Origin of the sequence: Lysinibacillus sp. NPDC094177, assembly GCF_050279145.1 — a bacterium.
In the GTDB taxonomy this organism is placed as follows: domain Bacteria; phylum Bacillota; class Bacilli; order Bacillales_A; family Planococcaceae; genus Lysinibacillus.
This window is the reverse complement of sequence record NZ_JBNNTW010000001.1, coordinates 582334-603523: the sequence shown is the minus strand read 5'-3', so window position 1 is coordinate 603523 and position 21190 is coordinate 582334. Positions and strand designations below refer to the sequence as shown.

The following is a 21190-nucleotide window of genomic DNA, read 5'->3' as shown; positions in this document are numbered from 1 at the left end:
TTTTCGTGCATTTGTACGAGAAGGTTTTTTCTTGTGCATGAATGGACATGCAATCTCATATAGTGTGAAAAAAGGATGAGAGCTTGTTTAAGAAATGGAAATGGTTGGTCACAATACTGCTTGTGGCTGCAATTATGCTTGTAATTCGTTTAGAGGATCAAGGTGTATTGGAAACACCAGTGCGAAAACTAGTTACGACATCAGCTGATTTAACCTATTTAAGCGAGCTCGGACAAAGTTGGCTAAATAAAGATGATGCAACAATTTTGGTATCGAGTGATGTTGGGCAAACTGAGCTATTATCATTTGCCAATGCGCAAGTTTTTAAGGAAGGGTTTTTATTGCAATATGACATGGGTCTACCGGTTTATGCTGGAAAGAATGGTCTTGTCGTTTTTACCGGTCATACAAAATATACTGGTAAAACAATGACGATTAGCTATGATGACGGTACAACAGTATCCTATGGTATGTTGGATAGTTTAGCACAACTTCCCTACACAACAGTGCAGGCAAACGATTTAATCGGCATGAAAGAGGCAGGACAACTCTATATCTCGATTGAAAAAGATAAGACACATTATAGTTTAGAGCAGATTGTACAGTGGCTTGAAGCAGCGGCGTCCAATGAAAATTAAACTGCATCTTCTATGTATCCCTCTCGTATTTTTAATGATTGTTACTGGCCAAATTGCTTATTACGCCATTATTTTATCTTCGTTATTATGGCATGAAGCAGGTCATTTGTTAACGGCAATGCTTTGTGGTGTAAAGGTGAAATCATGTGTTATTACACCTTACGGAGGGGAAATAGAATTTGAAAATCCAGCGGTTGTGCCAGCGATGTCACTCCTTTGGATTGCCTTAGGGGGACCAATCGCTACAATATTAGGGATTGGCCTTGCTTTTTTTATGCCAGAGCTGCTTGCTACTAAGCTTATTAATGTGCAACTTGTGCTATTAGCAATCAATGTTTTACCGATCATTCCGTTGGACGGTGGCAGAATATTTTTAGCATGCTTATTTTTATTCAGTCCAAGTGTTCGTGCATTTGAATATTATTACTGGTTTTCTCTTATAATAGCCTTTATACTATTCATCATAACTTTATGTTACCTCCCACAATCTATTTTTTTAGCAATTCTATGTTTATTTATTTGGCTTCAAGCGTTAAAAGAATGGAATTATCGAAAATATCGTTTAGCATTTGAGAAATATGTAATGAATAGATTGACTTAAAAAAAAACGTGTGGTAATATTTTAATGTTATTGTTTGTAGCACCTGTGCTACTGCAACCGCACTGGAAAGGTTTAAGAATCGTATGATCACCTTTATAAACAGGCGAGTCTGAGTCTAAGAGGAGGTGCAGTAAAATGTACGCAATTATTGAAACTGGTGGTAAACAAATCAAAGTAGAAGCTGGTCAAGAAATCTATGTTGAAAAATTAGGCGTAGAAGCTGATGAGGTTGTAACTTTTGATAAAGTATTATTCGTTGGTGGCGAAAACGTTAAAGTTGGAGCTCCATTCGTAGAAGGCGCTACTGTAACAGCTAAAGTTGTTAAAGAAGGCCGTGCGAAAAAAATCGTTGTTTTCAAATTGAAAGCTAAAAAGAACTACCGTCGTAAACAAGGTCACCGTCAACCTTACACAAAATTAGTTGTTGAAGCTATCAACGCTTAATTGTGAGGTGTAGCGAATGATACAAGTTACGATTCATCACGATGAAAATAGACATGTGTCAGCATTTGAATTTTCAGGACATGCTGAATACGATGAATCTGGTAAAGATTTAGTATGTGCAGGAGCATCTACAATTGCCATAGGTACGGTGAATGCTATTTATGCACTATTACAATTACAGCCAGAAGTCGAACAAGCTGCTGAAGGTGGAGGCTATCTTAAGGTAGATTTACCATCAGATATTGAACCTGAGATTGATGCAAAACTACAGTTAATTGTTCAAGTAATGACTGCCCAAGTGTATTCAATGGTGCAAAATTACGGACAATACATCCAAATCAACTACAACCAAGTAGGAGGTGGAACACGATGAAATTATTATTAGCATTAGACCTTCAACTTTTCGCATCTAAAAAAGGTGTAGGTTCTACTAAAAACGGACGTGACTCTGAGTCTAAACGACTTGGTGCTAAACGTGCTGATGGCCAATTCGTAACTGGTGGTTCAATTCTTTACCGTCAACGCGGTACAAAAATTTACCCAGGTACAAACGTAGGTCGTGGTGGTGACGATACGCTATTTGCTAAAGTTGACGGCGTTGTTAAATTCGAACGCTTAGGTCGCGATCGCAAACAAGTATCTGTATACCCAGCATCACAAGAAGCTTAATCTTTTATAAGATAACATAAAGCGGAGGACTGCATTTATTGCAGTCCTTTTTTTGGCTAAAATTCGATGAAGAATTAAGGGAAAAATAAAGCAAAACTTGTTATACTAGTAAGGATAACTTTATTGGAGTGAATGGGATGAACAATCAATCACTAACCATTAGTGAAGTATTACGTTTTGCAAATCATGATTATGTGAATCAGCTTCAGCTTATTCGCATGAATTTAGATTTAGGTAGAATTGATGAATCAAAAAAACTTATTAAAGAGTATTCAGAGCAATTACAAGTACTTTCTATCCTTAATCGTCTACAATTACCGAAAACAATAGAATGGCTGCAAACAGGAGGCTGGCGCTATCCTTCATTACCAATGAAGCTAAGCGGTGAGATAATAAAGCCTGTCACAAATAGTATTGATTCGGATGTTGTAGACTACTTAAACAAAACAGTTATGCATGTTTATGATACATTAGATCCATTTACAGAGCAGAGCTTAGCGCTCGATGTACGTGTTGACGATCATACATTTGCCGTGACATTCACGCTAAATGGGCTATGGAGTGCTGATGCATTCACCGAAAAAGGTTTGAAACAATTAGACATTCAAACAATTGAACAGACGAATTCGTGCTGGCAATATGTATTGAAAGCAAATAGGGAGTGAACTAAATGTTTGTCGATCACGTTAAGATTTATGTAAAAGGTGGCGACGGCGGGGACGGAATGGTTGCCTTTCGCCGAGAAAAATATGTACCGAATGGTGGTCCAGCTGGTGGTGACGGTGGACATGGTGGTAACGTAGTATTTGAAGTTGAAGAGGGCTTACGAACATTAATGGATTTCCGCTATAAACGCCATTTTAAGGCTGACCGTGGTGAGCATGGTATGAGTAAAGGAATGCATGGTAAACGTGCAGACGATTTAATCGTTAAAGTACCACCTGGCACAGTCGTAATGAACGAAGAAACAGGCGCTGTTATTGCCGATTTAGTAGAGCATGGTCAACAAGCGATTATCGCAAAAGCTGGCCGTGGAGGCCGAGGGAATTCTCGCTTTGCAACACCTGCTAATCCTGCTCCAGAACTTTCTGAAAAAGGTGAGCCAGGACAAGAATTAAATGTTATATTAGAGTTAAAAGTTTTAGCGGATGTGGGACTAGTAGGTTTCCCAAGTGTTGGTAAATCAACGCTTTTATCTGTTGTTTCTGCTGCTAAGCCAAAAATTGGTGCATATCATTTTACAACAATTGTCCCGAATTTAGGAATGATTGAGACAGATGATCATCGAAGCTTCGCGATGGCAGATTTACCTGGTCTTATCGAAGGAGCACACCAAGGGGTAGGATTAGGTCATCAGTTTTTACGACATATTGAACGTACGCGTGTTATTGTCCATGTTATTGATATGTCAGGAATGGAAGGCCGCGATCCTTACGAGGATTATTTAACGATTAATGAAGAGCTAAAACAATATAATCTTCGTTTAACAGAGCGTCCACAAATTATTGTTGCTAACAAAATGGATATGCCTGGTGCAGAAGAAAACTTAGAGGAATTCCGCAAAAAAGTGGGAGAAGACGTTCAAATTTTCCCGATTTCAGCTATTTCACGTCAAGGTTTAAAAGAGTTACTATTTGCGATTGCTGATTTACTTGAAGTAACACCTGAATTCCCTCTATATGATGATTTAGAGGAGCAATCAGAAGCAACGGTAATGTATAAACATGAAGCAAAAGGTGAAGATTTCGAAATTACTCGTGATGATGATGGTACATTTATCATTAGTGGTTACGCAATTGAACGCCTATTTAAAATGACTGACTTTAGCCGTGAAGATGGTATTCGCCGTTTTGCTCGTCAATTACGTGCAATGGGTGTGGATGAAGCTCTACGCGAACGTGGAGCTCAAGATGGTGATACTGTTCGTCTGCAAGAGTTTGAATTTGAATTTGTCGATTAAGACAAGAGTTTTAGGGGGAAGCGTATGAAGAATGTTGCGAATCAGCGATATTATTTAGTTCGTGAAGATGTTTTAACGGATGCTATGCAAAAAACTTTGGAGGCGAAACACTTACTTTCAAGTGGTTCGGTATCTTCCATTTGGGATGCGGTAAAGCAGGTGGATTTATCGCGTAGTGCGTTTTACAAATATCGTGATGCTGTATTTCCTTTTCACTCAATTGTGCAGGAACGCATTTTAACAGTCTTTTTACAGCTTCAAGACCGTAAAGGAACACTTGCAAAGCTTTTAGAAACAGTGACAATTACGCATTGCAATGTACTGACTATCCATCAAACAATACCGATACAAGGACGTGCTAATGTTACATTGTCATTAGATGTAACTAGTATGACATGTGAACTTGATGATTTAATACAGCAACTCAAACGTTTAGATTTTGTAGAGTCCGCGGAAGTAATTAGTTCTGGTGCATTGTAATGACTGAAAGTAAGCTTGAATTTTTGACAGAATGTAAATAAACTCAAAAGGAGCAGTCCTATGTGATGTAATAATATCGCTTTATGGGACAGCTCCTTATTCTATAACAAAAGAGAAAATTCATAGAGAGAAAAGCATAAAGAGGGGTTCCAAACGCTTGGGAAGCTTCGTATTATGCTTTACCAACATTTGTTGTAGAATGAAAGAAGTTTTTAGAAACTGAAAATTCTAAATTTTTACATTAGTGAAATTTAAAAAGTTTCTTAAAACGTAAGTGTATAAGTTGATTGGAGTGCAAGATGGACGACCACATGAAGGCACCCAGTTGAAATGGAAATCACCCCCACGTCATGGTGGTGGGCCAATCAAATTAAACAATGAACAGGAGGTAGATGTAATGACAGAACAACAATGGGAAAAACGAATAGGATATTTAGGACCGGAGGCATCATTTACATACTTAGCAACAAAGGCAACCTTTCCGAATGAATGGCTTGTCCCTTGTGCTACAATTCCAGAATGTATTGAGGCAGTAGCTGAGGGGAAGGTAGATTTAGCAGTTGTGCCACTAGAAAATGCTTTAGAAGGATCTGTATCGTTAACGCTCGATTATTTATTCCATGAGGCGACCCTATATGTTACAGGTGAACTTCTATTAAAAATACAGCAGCATTTAATGGTCAATAAAGAACAGAAGGACAATTGGGAATCGATTACTGGTGTTTATTCACATCCACATGCGCTAGCCCAATGTCATAAATACTTATTCTATCGTTTCAGTCATGTTCCGTTACTTCAAACGACATCAACAGCAGCAGCAGCAAAATTCGTATCCGAAAATCCAGACGAGTGCATAGCGGCAGTTGGAAATGCAGCTGCAGCAGTTAAATATGACTTAGAAATCGTTCAACCTGATATTCATGATTTCCATTTTAACCATACACGCTTCTTCGTATTATCCAAGCAAAATAGACGATTGCCGCAAGAATTATCGGATGGACAGGCGAAGACAACTTTCATGATTACATTGCCAACGGACCGTTCAGGGGCATTACATCAGGTATTATCAGTATTTGCATGGCGACAGCTAAATTTAAGTAAAATCGAATCACGACCATTAAAAACAGGCTTAGGTGATTATTTCTTTATGATTGATGTATTAGCGGATGAAAAGGAGCCTATGATGCGTGGAGCTATGGAAGAACTAGCTGCACTTGGTTGCAAGGTGAAGTCACTTGGTACATACTTTACTTATCTAACATCGGACGAGTAAATAAAAGCGACTAGGAGGAATCGTTGTGGGCGGCATTATTTTGTTTGACGGAGTGTGCAATTTTTGTGATCGGAGTGTGCAATTTATTATCAAATATGATCAGTCCACATATTTCCAATTTGCATCCATCCAAAGTGATGTAGGACAGACACTACTTGCACAACATGGAGTGCCAGAAAATATAGATAGTGTCATCATGGAAAGGCATATTTTGAATCCACAGCAGCTCTTAAAATCTGTAAGCGATTAGATAGTTTTTGGCCTGTCTGCTATATTTTCATCCTTTTTCCTCCATCTATACGAAATATAATGTACCGAATGTTTGCTAAAAATAGATATCGTCTTTTCGGACAAAACGAAAAATGTTTATTGCCAACACCTTCACAACGAAAAAGATTTCTCTAACTCTGAAGCTATCCAATTAAAAAAGTGGATAGCTCTTTTTTTAGAGGAAAAGCTGCTAGTCTCCTTGAAGGCTAGCAGCTATTAATCAATTATTTGATTTTACACTTTATTGAAGCAAAGTTTGTTAATTTATTGATCTACAACTAAATAGCTCTTTCTTTGTAAAGTAAGCTCAATTAAATCTAGAATTTCAACAGAAGGCGCAGAAATAACATGAAGATGTGTACCACCTGTTAGCTCAGATAAGTAACTTGCCTGTGTTTCGTTGACACGTTGAATAAATTTTTTAACCTCATGACGGTTAGAGACCATGATGGATGCGGTAATTTCCCCATAAATTGGATGTTCAACAATGACATTTTTTACTGTACCACCGCAATCAACTATTGTTATAAGTTCATCTTCTGCATCCTCTGCGGTGTGAAAGCAAGGAATTGTACGTTCAACAGTTTGATGTAATTGTTCCTGGTGCATATAAAGATATCCTTGGCTAGTTGCAATAATAGGTTCATTTCTAGCCTTTAATAATGTCATATCATTGACAATGACTTGTCTAGAAACATTAGCAAATTTAGCTAGGTCCGTCCCTGTTATAGGTGCTGGACTTTTTTTAAGTTGTGCTAGAAGTTGCAGTCGGCGTTCTTCGCCTAACATTTTTTTCATAAGAGATCACCTCTGCCTGTAATAAAGGAAGCAGTTTTCCTTAAAAACTAGTGTACCACGAAGCATTTCCAACATGCGTGAATTTTTTGTATCCAAATGAAACATTGAACATATGATACGAAGAGAGGAAGGGAGGAAGAAATTGCGTATTCATATTGTCCAAAAGGGAGATACGTTGTGGAAGATTGCAAAAGAATATGGCGTTTCGTTTGAAGATTTAAAGCGGCTAAATGCCCATCTTGCTAACCCAGATTATATTGTACCGGGCATGGAAATTATCCTACCTGAAAAAATAAACAAAGAACCACATAGAGAACAACATAGAGAACCACATAGAGAACATAGTCGAGAAACAGATTGGGGAGTGCATAGAGAGGGGGGACATAGAGAGGGCCATAAGGAACATATGCACAAAGAACACATGCACAAGGAGTCACCTACAAGGCACGTGAAAGAGAAAGAGGTTCAAAGACCGATGCCACCACCTATTATTGTACCACCACCACCTATGCCAGAACCACAGATGATTCCAATTCCTTATCCGATGCCAATGCCGATGCCTCAGCAAGCGCCTGTTGAGCTTAGATGGAATCAACAAGTTGTCATGCCAAATGTAGAGCAAACTCAAACTGTATCACCAATTCAAATTCAACCGCCACCACAGCCTATGGTCCAACCGGAGGCGCCACCACCTCCAATGCCGCAACCGATTTTTATCATGCCACAAATGCCAGCAGTACCACATTGTGCTAGCTGCCATCAGCCAGTGCATCATCATATGTATTGGCCAATGCCGATGCCAATGCCAATGGAACCGCAATTTGAGGCTTATACAATGCCGGAGCAACCAATGTCGTGTGAAATGCCATGCGAAAAAAGGGAGTTCTTAGAATCTAGTACATCTCCATTCTTCCCTATGCAGCCTATGCCAGAAATGATGCCGGAAATGGAACAGCCATGTGGTTGTCATGCACAACCAGTCATGATGCCAACTTGGCAAATGGATCAATGTCATTGTCCACCGCCATGTCCGCCACCATGCCCAATGCCATGTCCAACACATGGCCATATGCCACATTCGGTAGGACCATGGATGTCACCGCACTTTTACCCAGGCGGGATGACGCCTTATCGATGGTGAAAAAGCGTATATCATTGAAGAAGTAAAGCCGAATATTTGGAAGTATAAATATCAATCCAATAATTATTTTGTGAAACGAGCAAAGCAGATAGAAGTAGCAGAAAAGGTGAGGGTTATTCATCGACAGCTTGGACATCTGGAACCTTCGCTAATCTTACCTTTAATGAGAAGTGATGATGAGTATTTAATCGTGCAAGATTGGCAAGAGGGAAGTCATAGTGCTAATTTTGCACATAAAAAAGATCGGAAGGATTCACTCAAGTTATTAAATACGTTACATGATACACATAAAAAAATTGCTTGGCAGCGGGTGCCAGGCCTGCATACCTATTCACAGCTTTTAAAATGGCAAATGCGTCATATGCGTTTTAAAAGCAGACGAAATGACTTTCGTGCATTTTTAACAAAAGAAGAAATCGATCAAATTTTACATTATAGTGAAAAATCGTTACAGCTAATCGCTCAGGAAGATGTACCTGAAAAAGAAATAACGCTTTTACATGGAGATGTCGTACATCATAATTTTTTATGGTGCTCAGATGGGAAATTGCGTTTAATTGATTTTGATATGGCTCATCTTGGAGAAGCGGATGATGAATATATCTTATGGTTACATCGCGTATTACCTGCTGTAGATTATGACCTTGGAAAAATATTTGCAGAACTACCAGAGATGAAACGATTAGATAAAAGAAAGCTACATCGTTTAAAATATCCAAATGAGCTGTTACGTGAATGGCTTTTTGCAGTAGATTTACCATTAAATCAACAGCTCGTATTTTTAGATTATTTAGTGCCATTCACAAAACGAGCTCTCACATATTGGCCTAAACTGTGGTACGATATTGATAAAATGATAAAGAAATGACCGTCTTTCGGCGGTCATTTTTGTATGTGAACGACTAATTGTGCTATTTCTTATAGTCGAGCATTCGTTCGCAATATGCTATAATCGAAGACGATGATTGTGAGGGATTATTGAATGTATGATTATTTAAAAGGACAAATAAAGCGAATAACTCCTGAGTATATCGTCCTTGAACAGCAAGGGATTGGCTGGCAGCTGAATACGCCCAATCCATTTGTGTTCAGGACATCTGCACTTGATCAGCAAATATTTGTACATTTGCATGTACGTGAGGACGCACAGGTGTTATATGGCTTCCCAAATTTAGACCAACGAGAGCTGTTTCGTAAACTTATTTTAGTGTCTGGAATTGGGCCGAAGGGTGCGCTTGCTATTTTAGCCACTGGGAATCCGCAACAAGTTATCAGTGCGATTGAACGAGAGGATGAATCGTTTTTAGTAAAGTTCCCTGGTGTGGGTAAGAAAACTGCACGTCAAATGATTCTAGATTTAAAAGGTAAACTTGGAGGATTGTTGGAGACTATTGAACTACCTAGTACAGAAGATGAGCTACCGTTATTTGGTGTAAATCCATATAAACATGAGCTTGAAGAAGCTATTCTTGCCTTAATGGCACTTGGCTATTCTGAAAAAGAATTAGAAAAAATACGTCCACAGCTAGAAGAAAACGACAAGCTTGAAACAACAGATGCATTTATGAAACAAGCTTTACAATTGCTATTAAAGTTAAAATAGTGAAAGGGGGAGAAGTACATGTCTGAACGTATGATGGCTAGTGAGGCAGGTGGCTATGATGAACAGTTTGAATTATCTTTACGACCACAAAGATTAGCACAATATATTGGTCAACACAAGGTAAAAGAGAATTTACAAATCTTCATTGAAGCGGCAAAGTTTCGTCAGGAAAGTTTAGATCATGTGCTGTTATATGGACCGCCTGGACTTGGTAAAACTACATTAGCTGCTGTCATTGCTAATGAAATGAATGTCAATGTGCGCATGACTAGTGGCCCTGCGATCGAACGTCCTGGAGATTTAGCAGCTATTTTAAGCTCACTGGAGCCAGGAGATGTGCTATTTATAGATGAAATACATCGCCTTCCTCGTGCAATAGAAGAGGTGCTTTATCCTGCCATGGAGGATTTTTGTTTAGATATCGTCGTTGGTAAAGGTCCTGAAGCGCGTTCTGTTCGACTTGATTTACCACCATTTACACTCGTTGGTGCAACGACAAGGGCAGGCGCGTTATCAGCACCTTTAAGAGATCGCTTTGGCGTATTATTAAGATTGGAGTATTATGATAATACTTCACTTGCAGAAATTGTAGTCCGTAGTGCGCATTTATTTGATGTTAATATTGAACAAGTAGCAGCACTTGAAATGGCGACACGCTCGCGTGGTACACCCCGAATTGCTAACCGCTTGCTTAAACGAGTGCGAGATTATGCACAGGTACTTGGAGATGGTATGATAACGGAGGGACTTGCAAAGCAAGCGCTCGAGCTATTACAAGTTGATCCTAGAGGGCTTGACCATATTGACCATAAACTTGTGACCAACATGATTGAGCGCTTCCGTGGTGGCCCTGTAGGCTTAGATACGTTGGCAGCATCTATTGGCGAGGAACGCGTAACGATTGAGGATGTGTACGAGCCATATTTAATGCAAATTGGCTTTATACAACGGACGCCACGTGGACGTGTGGCCACACATTTAGCTTACGAACATTTTGGATATGAATATCCCCAACAAACCTAGAAGAAGGAAGTATTTTCATGCGTGTAGAAGATTTTGATTTTGAATTACCAGAAGAACTTATTGCACAAACACCACTTGTGGACCGTACAGCAAGTCGTTTAATGGTAGTGACGCCTGGCTCAAAAAATGTAGAGCATCATCATTTTGCTCATATTTTAGATGAGCTACGAGCTGGGGACTGCCTTGTGTTAAATGATACAAGAGTCTTACCAGCGCGATTAATGGGTGTTAAAGAGGAAACTGGTGCCCATATAGAGGTACTGCTATTAAAGCAAATGGCTGGTACAGATGAATGGGAAACACTTGTTAAGCCAGCTAAACGTGTAAAAGTTGGTACCGTTGTAACATTTGGAGATGGCTTACTGACAGCTATTTGTACAGGAGAGCTTGATCATGGTGGACGTACATTTGAGTTTAAATATAATGGGATTTTTTATGAAATTTTAGAGCAACTTGGCGAAATGCCACTACCTCCATATATTCGTGAAAAATTAGATGACAAGGATCGTTATCAAACTGTTTATGCTAAAGAGCGTGGCTCAGCAGCAGCACCAACTGCAGGCTTGCATTTTACCGAGGAATTACTGAAGCAAGTAAAAGCAAAAGGTGTCGAAGTTGTATTTATTACTTTGCATGTAGGACTTGGAACTTTCCGTCCTGTAAGTGTAGATTCAATTGAAAATCACGAAATGCATGCCGAATTTTATAGTGTAACGGAAGAAGCAGCATCTACCATCAACCGCGTAAAGAGTAATGGTGGAAAAGTGATTGCAGTTGGTACAACCTCTACACGTACATTAGAAACTATCGGTTCTAAATATGGAGGTGAAGTGCGAGCAGAACAAGGTTGGACGTCTATTTTCATTTATCCAGGATATGAATTTACTGTTGTGGATGGGTTAATCACAAACTTCCATTTACCAAAATCAACCCTTGTAATGCTTGTTAGTACACTTGCGACAAGAGAAACCATTTTAAGTGCGTATCATCAAGCTGTAGAAGAAAAATATCGCTTCTTTAGCTTTGGTGATGCTATGTTTATTCGTCCAAAGGGAGAATAACGAATAAAATCGGAGTACTGTTTTTACTTTAGATAAGAGAGGAATTTTTTATAATATGACACAACCAGCAATTCGTTATGAGCTACTTCATACTTGTAAGCAAACAGGAGCACGCCTTGGCATCGTGCATACGCCGCATGGCTCTTTTGAAACGCCAGCATTTATGCCTGTTGGTACACAAGCAACTGTTAAAACAATGTCACCTGAGGAATTAAAGGAAATGAATGCAGGTATTATTCTGTCAAATACGTATCATTTATGGCTGCGACCAGGCAATGATATTGTTAAGGAAGCAGGGGGCTTGCATAAATTTATGAACTGGGATCGCCCGATTTTAACAGATTCAGGCGGTTTCCAAGTGTTCTCACTCAGTCAATTCCGTAAAATTGAAGAAGAAGGGGTTCATTTCCGTAATCATTTGAATGGGGACAAATTGTTTTTAAGTCCAGAAAAGGCGATGGAAATTCAAAATGATTTAGGTTCGGATATTATGATGGCTTTTGATGAATGTCCACCTTACCCTGCGACATATGACTATATGCTGCAATCAGTAGATCGTACAACACGTTGGGCTAAACGTTGTAAAGAGGCTCATAAACGTACAGAAGAACAAGGTCTATTCGGTATTATTCAAGGGGGAGAATACGAAGATTTACGCCGTCGTTCTGCAGAAGCATTAGTAGAGCTAGATTTCCCAGGTTATGCAATTGGAGGGCTATCTGTTGGTGAACCTAAGGACGTTATGAACCGAGTATTAGAGTTTACAACACCATTAATGCCTACAAATAAACCACGTTATTTAATGGGTGTTGGGTCACCTGACTCATTAATTGATGGTGCTATTCGAGGCATTGATATGTTTGACTGTGTATTACCAACACGTATTGCCCGTAATGGAACATTAATGACATCTGAAGGGCGTTTAGTTGTTAAAAATGCAAAATATGCACGTGATTTCGGGCCGATTGATCCGAACTGTGATTGCTATACATGTAAAAACTATTCACGCGCGTATATTCGCCACCTAATTCGTACTGAAGAAACGTTTGGTATCCGCTTAACGACATACCATAACCTACACTTCCTATTGAAGCTAATGGAGCAAGTACGTGAGGCAATTCGTGAAGATCGTCTTGGTGATTTCCGAGAAGAATTTTTCGAGAAATATGGTTTTAACGGACCAAATGCAAAGAACTTCTAATCTTTAGTAAAAAAATCATGTAAATTTATGTGAATTGTGAATATTACTAGCAAAAAATTGTCTATTATAGAAAAAATATGGTTCATCACCAAAAGTTGTGGATGACATTTTTTTAATATATGCGCTGTATATTAGTTGATTGGAGTGAAGGCTGGGCGACTCCTTGGGGATCAGCGTCACAGATGAGACCCTGGAGCGAGCAACGCGAGTGAAGCGGCTCATCGGACGCCCCCAGGAAAGCGCCCAGTCGGAACGGAAATCAACCACAAGTTATGGTGAAGAGCCAAAAATATTAGTAATATAGAAAAATTTTGGGCTTGATCATCGCTTTTTTATGGTGAAATAGTCTATACTAAAAAAGTGAGAATCGGAAAGGGGGCAAGAATCATGGAACAACTAATAGGATTAGCACCAATATTACTAATGTTCGTTGCAATGTGGTTTATTTTAATCCGCCCTGCTAAAAAGAGACAGCAGGAAACACAAAATATGCAGGGTAATTTGCAACGTGGAGATAAAGTTATTACAATCGGTGGCTTACATGGCGTTATTGACTCAATTGAGGACACAGCTGTGACATTAAAAATCGCAGACAATGTGCGCGTAAAATTTGATCGTCAGGCAATCGGACGTATTGTTAATGACTAAAATTCGTTGTAAAGGCGTTGTCCAACATTAGTGGACAACGCCTTACATCATATAAAAAGCTTTGTCAAAATGTGAGAATCCATTTTTGACAAGGCTTTTTTTTGTATAAAAAATAACTTACACGGTCACCTTGATTATAAGGGGGTGACTGCATGGAAGAATATTTAACGATTATTTTTAGAACATGCTTTTTATATGTGTTTATCCTAGTAATTTTTCGTTTAATGGGTAAACGTGAGGTCGGCGAATTATCTGTAATCGATTTAGTCGTTTCTATTTTAATGGCTGAGGTTGCAGCATTTGCACTTGATGATTTCGAAAGTCCTTTATTTAATGTAATTTTACCAATCATCGTGTTGTATTTCATTCAAATAACAACTGCATATATATCACTCAAAAATAAGAAATTCCGTGACCTAGTCGATGGTGATCCAGTATTACTTATAAAAGATGGTGTTATTTTAGAAAGTGAAATGCGCAAGCAACGCTATAATTTAGATGATTTGTGTCAACAATTACGCGAAAACGGTAATGCTTCCGTTACAGATATTGCTTATGCCTATTTAGAGCCTTCTGGCAATCTGTCCGTATACCAAAAAGATGAAAAAGCATTCGTTTACCCACTGATTATCGACGGTGATATTCAGGATAGGCATTTAAAGGTTTTGCATAAAGATGCTGATTGGTTAATGGCAGAGCTAGCTAAAAATAATATTACGGATAGTAACACTGTATTTTTTTGTGTTTGGGAGGAAGATCGGCTTCATATCCAGCTGAAAGAATCTTAAACTTTCTTGGCCAGCTTACGAAGGTAGCGTAAATCAGTTATGCGTAACTGATTGGACAATAGTAAGAAAGTAAATAGTAAAAACAAAGTTACGCAGCTACTTAAAACAAATGGCAGTGGCATAATTTGCATCAGAAAATACTGCGTAACACAAACAGCAATAAAACAGCTATATGGAACAACGAACATTCTAAATCCAGCACGCAAATTTTTGCGCTGTCTTACTGTTGCGATGTGCAAAAATGAAGTTAATAATACCCCAAAGCCAATTGCAACAACTGCACCTTTTTCCTGTATACCGGGCTGAGAAGCAAGCACGAACATGACAAAGAGCTTACCAAGACCACCGTAAATGGAGTTCATCATTGCTGCGCGAGCTTCACCGATTGCTTGTAATATAGAGTGCAATGGACTTTGTATATAATAAAAATAAAAAATAGGCGCTAATATTTTCACATAACCACGATTTTCTTGTAAGTGAAAGAGCTTTACAGCTAAGTCGTCTCCATGAACGAAAAAGTACGTAGCAGCAATACAGCCCACTAAGGATGATAGTCGCAATGATACAGAAATACGTTCTTGCAGGAGCGGTATATGCTGACGTGCAACAGCATCACTTACAGCCGGTATAAGAACGATCGAAAGTGCTGCAGACACAAAAGCCGGGAATAATAAAAGAGGGACTAATACACCCGAAATAACCCCATATAAAATTGTTGCTGCTGAGGCTGTCAATCCGGCCATAGTTAAAGCCTTTAAAAAAATGATAGGCTCTAAAAACCAAGTAAAGGATCCAAACAGCTTGCTTCCTGCAGAAGGAAGGGCAATTCGTAACATCGGGGAAGCAGGATAAGCCTCGATTTTGTCCTTTCGCGTCAATAATTTTTTCTTAGAGACAATATAATGCATCCACAAATACAAGAACGCCACGACTTCAGCTAGAAGCGTAATACCCATAGCAGAGGCTGCTGTAACGGCAGGATTATTATAGGCAGCCACAAAAGGTAGCGTAAATGTGATGAAGCCAATGCGGATAATTTGTTCAATCATTTGAGCCCAAGCTGTTGGTGTAATTTTTGCAATACCCTGTAAATAAGCGCGCAATAACCCAGAGCCAACTGACACCGGTACAGTAAAGAGTGCAATCCAAAGCGTAATTGTTGTATGTTCATTATGTAAAAGCGTAGTCGAGATATATGGTATTGTAAGTGCAACAATGGGCATAAAGATGATCATTCCAATAAATGACCAAAGAATAGCCGTACGCATAACACCGTAGATGCTTTCGCGTTTGTTTTTTGCTAGTAACTCTGCTACAATTTTTGCCACAGCGATAGGTAGTCCAAGTTGAATGAGTGAGATGAAGAAAATGAACGCCGGATAGACGGTCATATATATACCGACTGCCTCTTCACCAGCGATACGCATAAATTGCATTCTATAAAAGAAGCCAAAGAGTTTCGATAAAAAAATCACGAACATTAAAAATAGTGTACCTCGTACAAAAGAACTCATGCCATCCGTCCCTTCTCAAGCCACAAAAATTCATTTACACTATTTGTATGCAAACTTGTCTTACGATACTACTTTGATTGGAGATGATTCAAAATGAGTGTGCAGCATGAGCAACTATTTGAAAAAATTCGTCCTGCAATTGATAGTAAGATGGAAGAGTTTAAACATTATCAATACGATGCGATTACAGCAGAAGAACTATGGCGCTATTGTGTAGAGAAAAAATGGCGCAGAAAAAATATTGAACAATTACGTTTACATGAAATTATCGCAACTATTTTTGCAGTATCACCGTCTGATATCGTATCATTTAATCAAGTAGAATTTTTACAAAGTAATGATTGGTTTACAGAATTGAATACGGAAGAGTTAAAAATGCTACTTGGTCCGGTTAAAACTTAAGAAGAATGTGTGAAATTTGTCAAATAATAAAAGAATACTAACAGTGTTGAATTGACACCAAGCGCAACGTGTTTCATAATGAGTATGTTGCGCTTTTTTTATTTGAATAAGTATATTTACTGAAAAACTTCCTTATGGAGTTGAAGGCTTAACACCTATTCACACAGGGATAAATTTGCGCGTTATGAACGATTGAAATAAATAAGTAGAGCAACCTTTTTGAAGCACAGGCAACATTATTCTAAGGAAAAGGAGGAATAAACGTTTCAAAAGGATTTGCTATTATACTTGTTTGTAGTGTAAGGAATTGCCTTACACCTATTCGAGGAGGATTTATAAATGAAACTAAAAAGTCGTATAGTTGCATTCGTACTGCTTTTGGTGATCTTTACAGCAACCATTAGTACGACTGTAGGCGGCGTCTTAAAGGACATTAAGCTAGGCCTTGATTTACAGGGCGGGTTTGAGGTTCTTTATGAGGTGAAAGAATTACACAAGGGAGACAAAATTACACCGGATGTTTTGTCGGCAACAGCAACTGCTCTTGGTGAACGTGTAAATGCTATTGGGGTAAGTGAACCGAGCATTCAGGTTGAGGACAAAAACCGCATTCGTGTGCAATTAGCGGGTGTCGAAGACCAAGAATCAGCACGTAAATTATTGTCTACTTCTGCAAATTTAACAATCCGTGATGTCGATGACAATGTATTGCTGGATGGTAATGACTTAAAGCCAGGTGGTGCTAAAGGTTCCTTTGATCAGCAAAATCGTCCGATAGTTTCGCTAACGTTAAAGGATGCGAAAAAATTTGCTGATATAACAAGTAAAATTGCCGCTAAACCAGCAGGTCAAAATTTACTCGTTATATGGTTAGACTTTGAAGAAGGTGTTGATTCATATAAAGCTGAATCACAAAAAGCGAAGCCTCGCTATGCATCTGCTGCTAGAGTTACCCAAACATTAAATACAACAGATGTTATGATTAGCGGGAACTTTACAGTTGATGAAACAAAAAATCTTGCGGGTATTTTAGATGCTGGGGCACTTCCTGTAAAACTTGATGAAATTTATTCTACTTCAGTTGGTGCACAATTTGGTGACCAAGCACTGAAAAGTACAATTTTTGCAGGCGTTGTGGGCGTAATAATTATTTTCTTATTTATGCTATTCTATTATCGTTTACCTGGCTTTATTTCCATCATTACACTTGCTATCTTCACTTTCCTAGTACTAGTTGTATTTGGTTGGATTAATGCAGTGTTAACACTGCCAGGTATTGCGGCAATCGTGCTTGGTATAGGGATGGCGGTAGATGCGAATATTCTAGCCGCAGAACGTATTCGTGAGGAACTACGTGTCGGTTATTCGGTTAAACAAGCATTCCAGATTGGTTCAAAGCAGTCCCTATCAGCGATTATCGATGCACAGCTAACTACATTATTAGCAGCAGCTGTACTATTCCAATTCGGGACAAGTTCAGTTAAAGGATTTGCAACAACTTTAATTATCAGTATTTTACTAAGCTTCCTAACAGCTGTTTGGGGATCTCGTGTACTATTAGGTTTACTAGTCAACAGCGGATATTTCAATAATCCAGCGTGGTTCGGTATTGCAAAATCTAAACAGCATAGCTTGGATGAAAATATCGAAACATTAGATTTATCAACGAAATTTGATCGCTTTGACTTTGTACACAACCGTAAGAAATTCTATACATTCTCATTAGCTATTCTAGTGGCTGGTTTAGTGGTTCTTGGTATTTTCCGCTTAAACCTTGGTATTGATTTCTCAAGTGGTACTCGTGTACAAATTGAAGCAGACCATTCGTTGACTAAAGAAGAAGTATCTAAATATCTTGATAGTATCAACTTCTCATCTGATGATATCGTTCTTACAGGTGAAAAGAGTAACTCTGCAGTTATTCGTTATAACCATGACTTATCGCAAGCGGAAATTTTAAAATTCAAAAAAGAAGCGGGCAAAAAATATGGTCATGAGCCTGGAGTAAGTACAGTATCACCAACTGTCGGTAAAGAGCTAGTGAAAAATGCAATAAAAGGATTATCTATTGCAGCTATCGGTATCATTATCTATGTAGCGATTCGTTTCGAATGGCGCATGGGTGTTGGGGCAATTGTTTCGTTAATACATGACATATTCTTAATTGTTGCTGTATTTAGCTTTATGCGCTTAGAAGTCGATATTACGTTCATTGCTGCTGTACTGACGATTGTCGGTTACTCTATTAATGATACGATTGTTACATTTGACCGAATGCGTGAAAACTTAAATCGATATGATACGATTAAGGACCGTGAAGTGTTAGCGGATATCGTTAACAAATCACTACGTCAAACAATGGGTCGATCTGTCAACACAGTGTTAACGGTTATTATCGTTACAGTGGCACTTCTTCTTTTAGGTGCACCATCGATTCAAAACTTCTCAATCGCGTTATTAGTTGGTTTAATAACAGGTATGTATTCTTCGATTTGTATTGCAGCACAAATCTGGTATTCATTAAAAGTTCGTGAAATGAAAAAGTCAGATGGTCAGATTCACAAAAAAGAGAAAAAACAATGGGGAACTGATGAGCCTACTGTTTAATATTGGTGTTTAATGCGAGGCAGGGAAAGAAATATTTCTTTCCCTGCTTTTTTAATGGAAAATAAATGCGACGGAATGAAAAGTCGAATAGACGGATTGTTTGATCTCCAACATTTAATGCAAAACCTTTTAAATAAAAAAACAAAAGAAACTGCTTGCTTTCTTCGAAAACAGTAGTTTCTTTTGTTATGATCTATTAAAGTTTAAATTGTTGTAGTAAAGACTGCAGTTCCTGGGCGTTGTTGCTTAATTCCTCTGCTACCTCATTAACTTGTTGCATGGCTGCTGCTTGCTCATCTACTGCTTCAGCGATGAATTGTGCATTACTCGCTGAAACGCTCGAGCCATTTGCAATTTCTGTTACAGAGGTAGCTACTTCTACAGCACTTGCTGAAATCTGTTCGGAAGTGGCTGATATATCTTCAATTTGATCAGTAAATGTTTGAACAGATTCTGTAATAGAATAGAATGCATCCCCAGCTTCATGAATTTTCGCTACACCATCCTGTACGGATGCTAATCCTGCGTCAACTGCAGCTGCTACATTGCGTGTATCCGTTTGAATTTCATTTGTGAGAGCGACAATTTGACCGGCAGATTGATGTGATTCCTCTGCAAGCTTTCGTACCTCATCTGCTACTACCGCGAAGCCTTTGCCGTGCTCACCAGCTCGTGCTGCTTCGATGGCAGCATTCAGTGCTAGTAAATTTGTTTGTTCAGTAATCGTAGTAATCACTTTTGTAATTTGTCCAATTTCTTCAGATTGCTTACTTAGCTTCTGCGTTAAATCGGCAATTCGAGTAGTAGTCTCAGAAATGGTATCCATTTGTTCTTTAGCCGTTGTAATCGTTTTGCTTCCTGTATGGGCAAGTTGTGTCATATTCTTGGCATTGTGATGCAAAGTTTGTGTAGCTTCAGCAATTCGTTGTACACCAGTAGCTGTTTCATCCATCGCTATCGCACTTTGCTTAGAGACACTAGCAGCTGAGGATAAATGATTTGTCGTATCTTGTACACGATATGCAATGTCATTAGAAGTTGCTGTCACTTCTTCTGTGCTAGCGGAAAGCTCTTCAGACGCAGCAGTTAAATGTGTAGCGTTGTCCTGAACATTTTTAATAAGTACAGATAAGTTTTGTTTTAACGCATTCACTGCTGTGGCAAGTGTACCTATCTCATCTTTTGAGTTATGTTCAAGTTGAGCAATCGTTAAGTCACCGTGTGCTAATGTATCGGCTGCGTCAATCACTTTACCAAGCGGTTGAGTGATTGAGCGTTTTACAAAATACATAAAATATAAACCAACAATTGCACTTAAAACAAGTAAGACAACGGAAATAATAATAGCTCGTGCAACTGTTGGGACAACACTGCTTTTAACTTTTTGCAGCTGTTCATCATGATAATTTAATAAATCATTTGTCAGTGAGTAAATTTCTTTGTTGCTTTTTGTAACTTCTCCGTTTATGTATGACAAAGCTAAATCTGTATTTCCACTATTAAATGCTTGCACTGCTTTATCAGAACTTTTTAGTAAATCTTGCTGTAATTCAGTTACTTGCTTCATAATATTTTTTGTGTAATCGGAACGAACGATACCTGAAAGTTCTTGAATCGTCTCTGGTAGAATTTTTTCATAACGTTCTAAATTTGCTTTTGTAGTCTCATCCTTACTATTTAGAATATAGGAACGTAAAAAGAGCCCTTGTGAGGCAAGCTCCTGCTGTATTTTCTCTGTTAGTTGAATTTGCAAGATTCTGTGATCAAGGACCTCTACTAGATCTCCTTCAACCGATTTAAACTGAATAAATGAAATAATACTTGATATTAAGAGTAAACAAGTGAGTGATATAAAACCAATATTTAGTTTTTTTCGAACGGACATATTCGTGCCTACCTTCTTTTATGTATTAGAGAATCAATTTCGCCTTGGCGTAATTGCGTCCGGATTTTGAATTGTGCCCGGAAATTCATTCCTTTGAAAATCCGTGACATCTGCCGGAGGCTTTATCTTCATTCAGTAGGTGTTTGGACATCCACTTAAAAGGAACCATTTCTGCATTCATCTT

Annotated in this window: 22 protein-coding genes, 1 pseudogene and 1 other annotated feature; of the genes and pseudogenes, 20 read left to right on the top strand and 3 right to left on the bottom strand. The window is 38.6% G+C overall.

Translation table 11 applies throughout. The features are described 5' to 3' along the window. Positions 1-83: 83 nt before the first annotated feature. The 10 genes and pseudogenes from ACQKNC_RS02890 to ACQKNC_RS02845 all read left to right on the top strand — a co-directional run bounded on the left by ACQKNC_RS02890 (position 84) and on the right by ACQKNC_RS02845 (position 6470). Positions 84-638, top strand: a complete 555-nt coding sequence (locus tag ACQKNC_RS02890) for a peptidoglycan DD-metalloendopeptidase family protein (protein WP_427423366.1) — start codon at positions 84-86, stop codon at positions 636-638. Continuing rightward, complete coding sequence (locus tag ACQKNC_RS02885; protein WP_427423365.1) at positions 628-1239, top strand: stage IV sporulation protein FB; 612 nt, start codon at positions 628-630, stop codon at positions 1237-1239. The genes ACQKNC_RS02890 and ACQKNC_RS02885 overlap by 11 nt, the downstream gene beginning before the upstream one ends. 45 nt (positions 1240-1284) lie before the next feature. After that, positions 1285-1360 (top strand) — a sequence feature (ribosomal protein L21 leader region). A 14-nt stretch (positions 1361-1374) separates the two neighbouring features. Next, entirely contained in the window at positions 1375-1683 is a 309-nt protein-coding gene (gene rplU / locus ACQKNC_RS02880) for a 50S ribosomal protein L21 (protein WP_036124117.1), read from the top strand. 16 nt (positions 1684-1699) lie between these two features. Next, positions 1700-2056 (top strand): ribosomal-processing cysteine protease Prp, encoded by a 357-nt coding sequence (locus ACQKNC_RS02875; RefSeq protein WP_049667663.1) that lies wholly within the window; start codon positions 1700-1702, stop codon positions 2054-2056. After that, positions 2053-2352 (top strand): 50S ribosomal protein L27, encoded by a 300-nt coding sequence (rpmA, locus tag ACQKNC_RS02870; RefSeq protein ID WP_053484817.1) that lies wholly within the window; start codon positions 2053-2055, stop codon positions 2350-2352. Before ACQKNC_RS02875 ends, rpmA begins: the two co-directional genes overlap by 4 nt. A gap of 137 nt (positions 2353-2489) precedes the next feature. Continuing rightward, positions 2490-3017 carry a Spo0B domain-containing protein gene (locus tag ACQKNC_RS02865; RefSeq protein ID WP_427423364.1) on the top strand — a complete coding sequence of 176 codons (528 nt, stop codon included), beginning with the start codon at positions 2490-2492 and terminating at the stop codon, positions 3015-3017. A gap of 5 nt (positions 3018-3022) precedes the next feature. Continuing rightward, positions 3023-4312, top strand: a complete 1290-nt coding sequence (obgE, locus tag ACQKNC_RS02860) for a GTPase ObgE (RefSeq protein ID WP_427423363.1) — start codon at positions 3023-3025, stop codon at positions 4310-4312. 24 nt (positions 4313-4336) lie between these two features. Then, on the top strand, positions 4337-4792 hold the full coding sequence (locus tag ACQKNC_RS02855; protein WP_053484814.1) for an ACT domain-containing protein: 456 nt from the start codon (positions 4337-4339) through the stop codon (positions 4790-4792). Between the two features lie 397 nt (positions 4793-5189). After that, entirely contained in the window at positions 5190-6065 is an 876-nt protein-coding gene (pheA, locus tag ACQKNC_RS02850) for a prephenate dehydratase (RefSeq protein ID WP_427423510.1), read from the top strand. 25 nt (positions 6066-6090) lie between these two features. Next, positions 6091-6470: pseudogene (locus tag ACQKNC_RS02845) on the top strand (thiol-disulfide oxidoreductase DCC family protein). Positions 6471-6599: 129 nt separating this feature from the next. On the opposite strand, the gene ACQKNC_RS02840 reads toward ACQKNC_RS02845, so the two are convergent. Continuing rightward, on the bottom strand, positions 6600-7133 hold the full coding sequence (locus ACQKNC_RS02840; RefSeq protein WP_427423362.1) for a transcription repressor NadR: 534 nt from the start codon (positions 7131-7133) through the stop codon (positions 6600-6602). Between the two features lie 142 nt (positions 7134-7275). Between ACQKNC_RS02840 and ACQKNC_RS02835 the strand changes: the two genes are divergently transcribed. The 8 genes from ACQKNC_RS02835 to ACQKNC_RS02800 all read left to right on the top strand — a co-directional run bounded on the left by ACQKNC_RS02835 (position 7276) and on the right by ACQKNC_RS02800 (position 14598). Next, positions 7276-8274, top strand: a complete 999-nt coding sequence (locus ACQKNC_RS02835; protein WP_427423361.1) for a LysM peptidoglycan-binding domain-containing protein — start codon at positions 7276-7278, stop codon at positions 8272-8274. 70 nt (positions 8275-8344) lie between these two features. After that, the gene (locus ACQKNC_RS02830; protein ID WP_427423360.1) at positions 8345-9142 is read left to right on the top strand and encodes a phosphotransferase; all 798 of its coding nucleotides are present in this window, start codon (positions 8345-8347) and stop codon (positions 9140-9142) included. Positions 9143-9256: 114 nt separating this feature from the next. Next, the gene (gene ruvA / locus ACQKNC_RS02825; protein WP_427423359.1) at positions 9257-9877 is read left to right on the top strand and encodes a Holliday junction branch migration protein RuvA; all 621 of its coding nucleotides are present in this window, start codon (positions 9257-9259) and stop codon (positions 9875-9877) included. An 18-nt stretch (positions 9878-9895) separates the two neighbouring features. After that, positions 9896-10900, top strand: coding sequence for a Holliday junction branch migration DNA helicase RuvB (gene ruvB, locus ACQKNC_RS02820; protein ID WP_427423358.1), 1005 nt, complete (start codon positions 9896-9898; stop codon positions 10898-10900). Between the two features lie 17 nt (positions 10901-10917). After that, positions 10918-11961 (top strand): tRNA preQ1(34) S-adenosylmethionine ribosyltransferase-isomerase QueA, encoded by a 1044-nt coding sequence (gene queA / locus ACQKNC_RS02815; RefSeq protein ID WP_427423357.1) that lies wholly within the window; start codon positions 10918-10920, stop codon positions 11959-11961. 55 nt (positions 11962-12016) lie between these two features. After that, positions 12017-13162, top strand: coding sequence for a tRNA guanosine(34) transglycosylase Tgt (gene tgt / locus ACQKNC_RS02810; protein ID WP_285398176.1), 1146 nt, complete (start codon positions 12017-12019; stop codon positions 13160-13162). A 387-nt stretch (positions 13163-13549) separates the two neighbouring features. Next, positions 13550-13810: a preprotein translocase subunit YajC gene (yajC, locus tag ACQKNC_RS02805; protein WP_427423356.1), complete on the top strand. Its 261-nt coding sequence runs from the start codon at positions 13550-13552 to the stop codon at positions 13808-13810. Between the two features lie 152 nt (positions 13811-13962). Further along, complete coding sequence (locus tag ACQKNC_RS02800; protein ID WP_427423355.1) at positions 13963-14598, top strand: DUF421 domain-containing protein; 636 nt, start codon at positions 13963-13965, stop codon at positions 14596-14598. Here ACQKNC_RS02800 and ACQKNC_RS02795 read toward each other — a convergent pair. Beyond that, complete coding sequence (locus tag ACQKNC_RS02795) at positions 14595-16112, bottom strand: putative polysaccharide biosynthesis protein (protein ID WP_427423354.1); 1518 nt, start codon at positions 16110-16112, stop codon at positions 14595-14597. The genes ACQKNC_RS02800 and ACQKNC_RS02795 overlap by 4 nt on opposite strands. Before the next feature lie 93 nt (positions 16113-16205). Here ACQKNC_RS02795 and ACQKNC_RS02790 point away from each other — a divergent pair, with 93 nt between their 5' ends. Continuing rightward, complete coding sequence (locus tag ACQKNC_RS02790; protein WP_427423353.1) at positions 16206-16514, top strand: post-transcriptional regulator; 309 nt, start codon at positions 16206-16208, stop codon at positions 16512-16514. Positions 16515-16853: 339 nt separating this feature from the next. Further along, the gene (gene secDF, locus ACQKNC_RS02785) at positions 16854-19121 is read left to right on the top strand and encodes a protein translocase subunit SecDF (protein ID WP_427423352.1); all 2268 of its coding nucleotides are present in this window, start codon (positions 16854-16856) and stop codon (positions 19119-19121) included. 196 nt (positions 19122-19317) lie between these two features. On the opposite strand, the gene ACQKNC_RS02780 is transcribed toward secDF, so the two are convergent. Beyond that, a complete protein-coding gene (locus ACQKNC_RS02780) occupies positions 19318-21006 on the bottom strand; it encodes a methyl-accepting chemotaxis protein (RefSeq protein WP_427423351.1) in 1689 nt (562 codons plus the stop codon). Between the last annotated feature and the right edge of the window lie 184 nt (positions 21007-21190).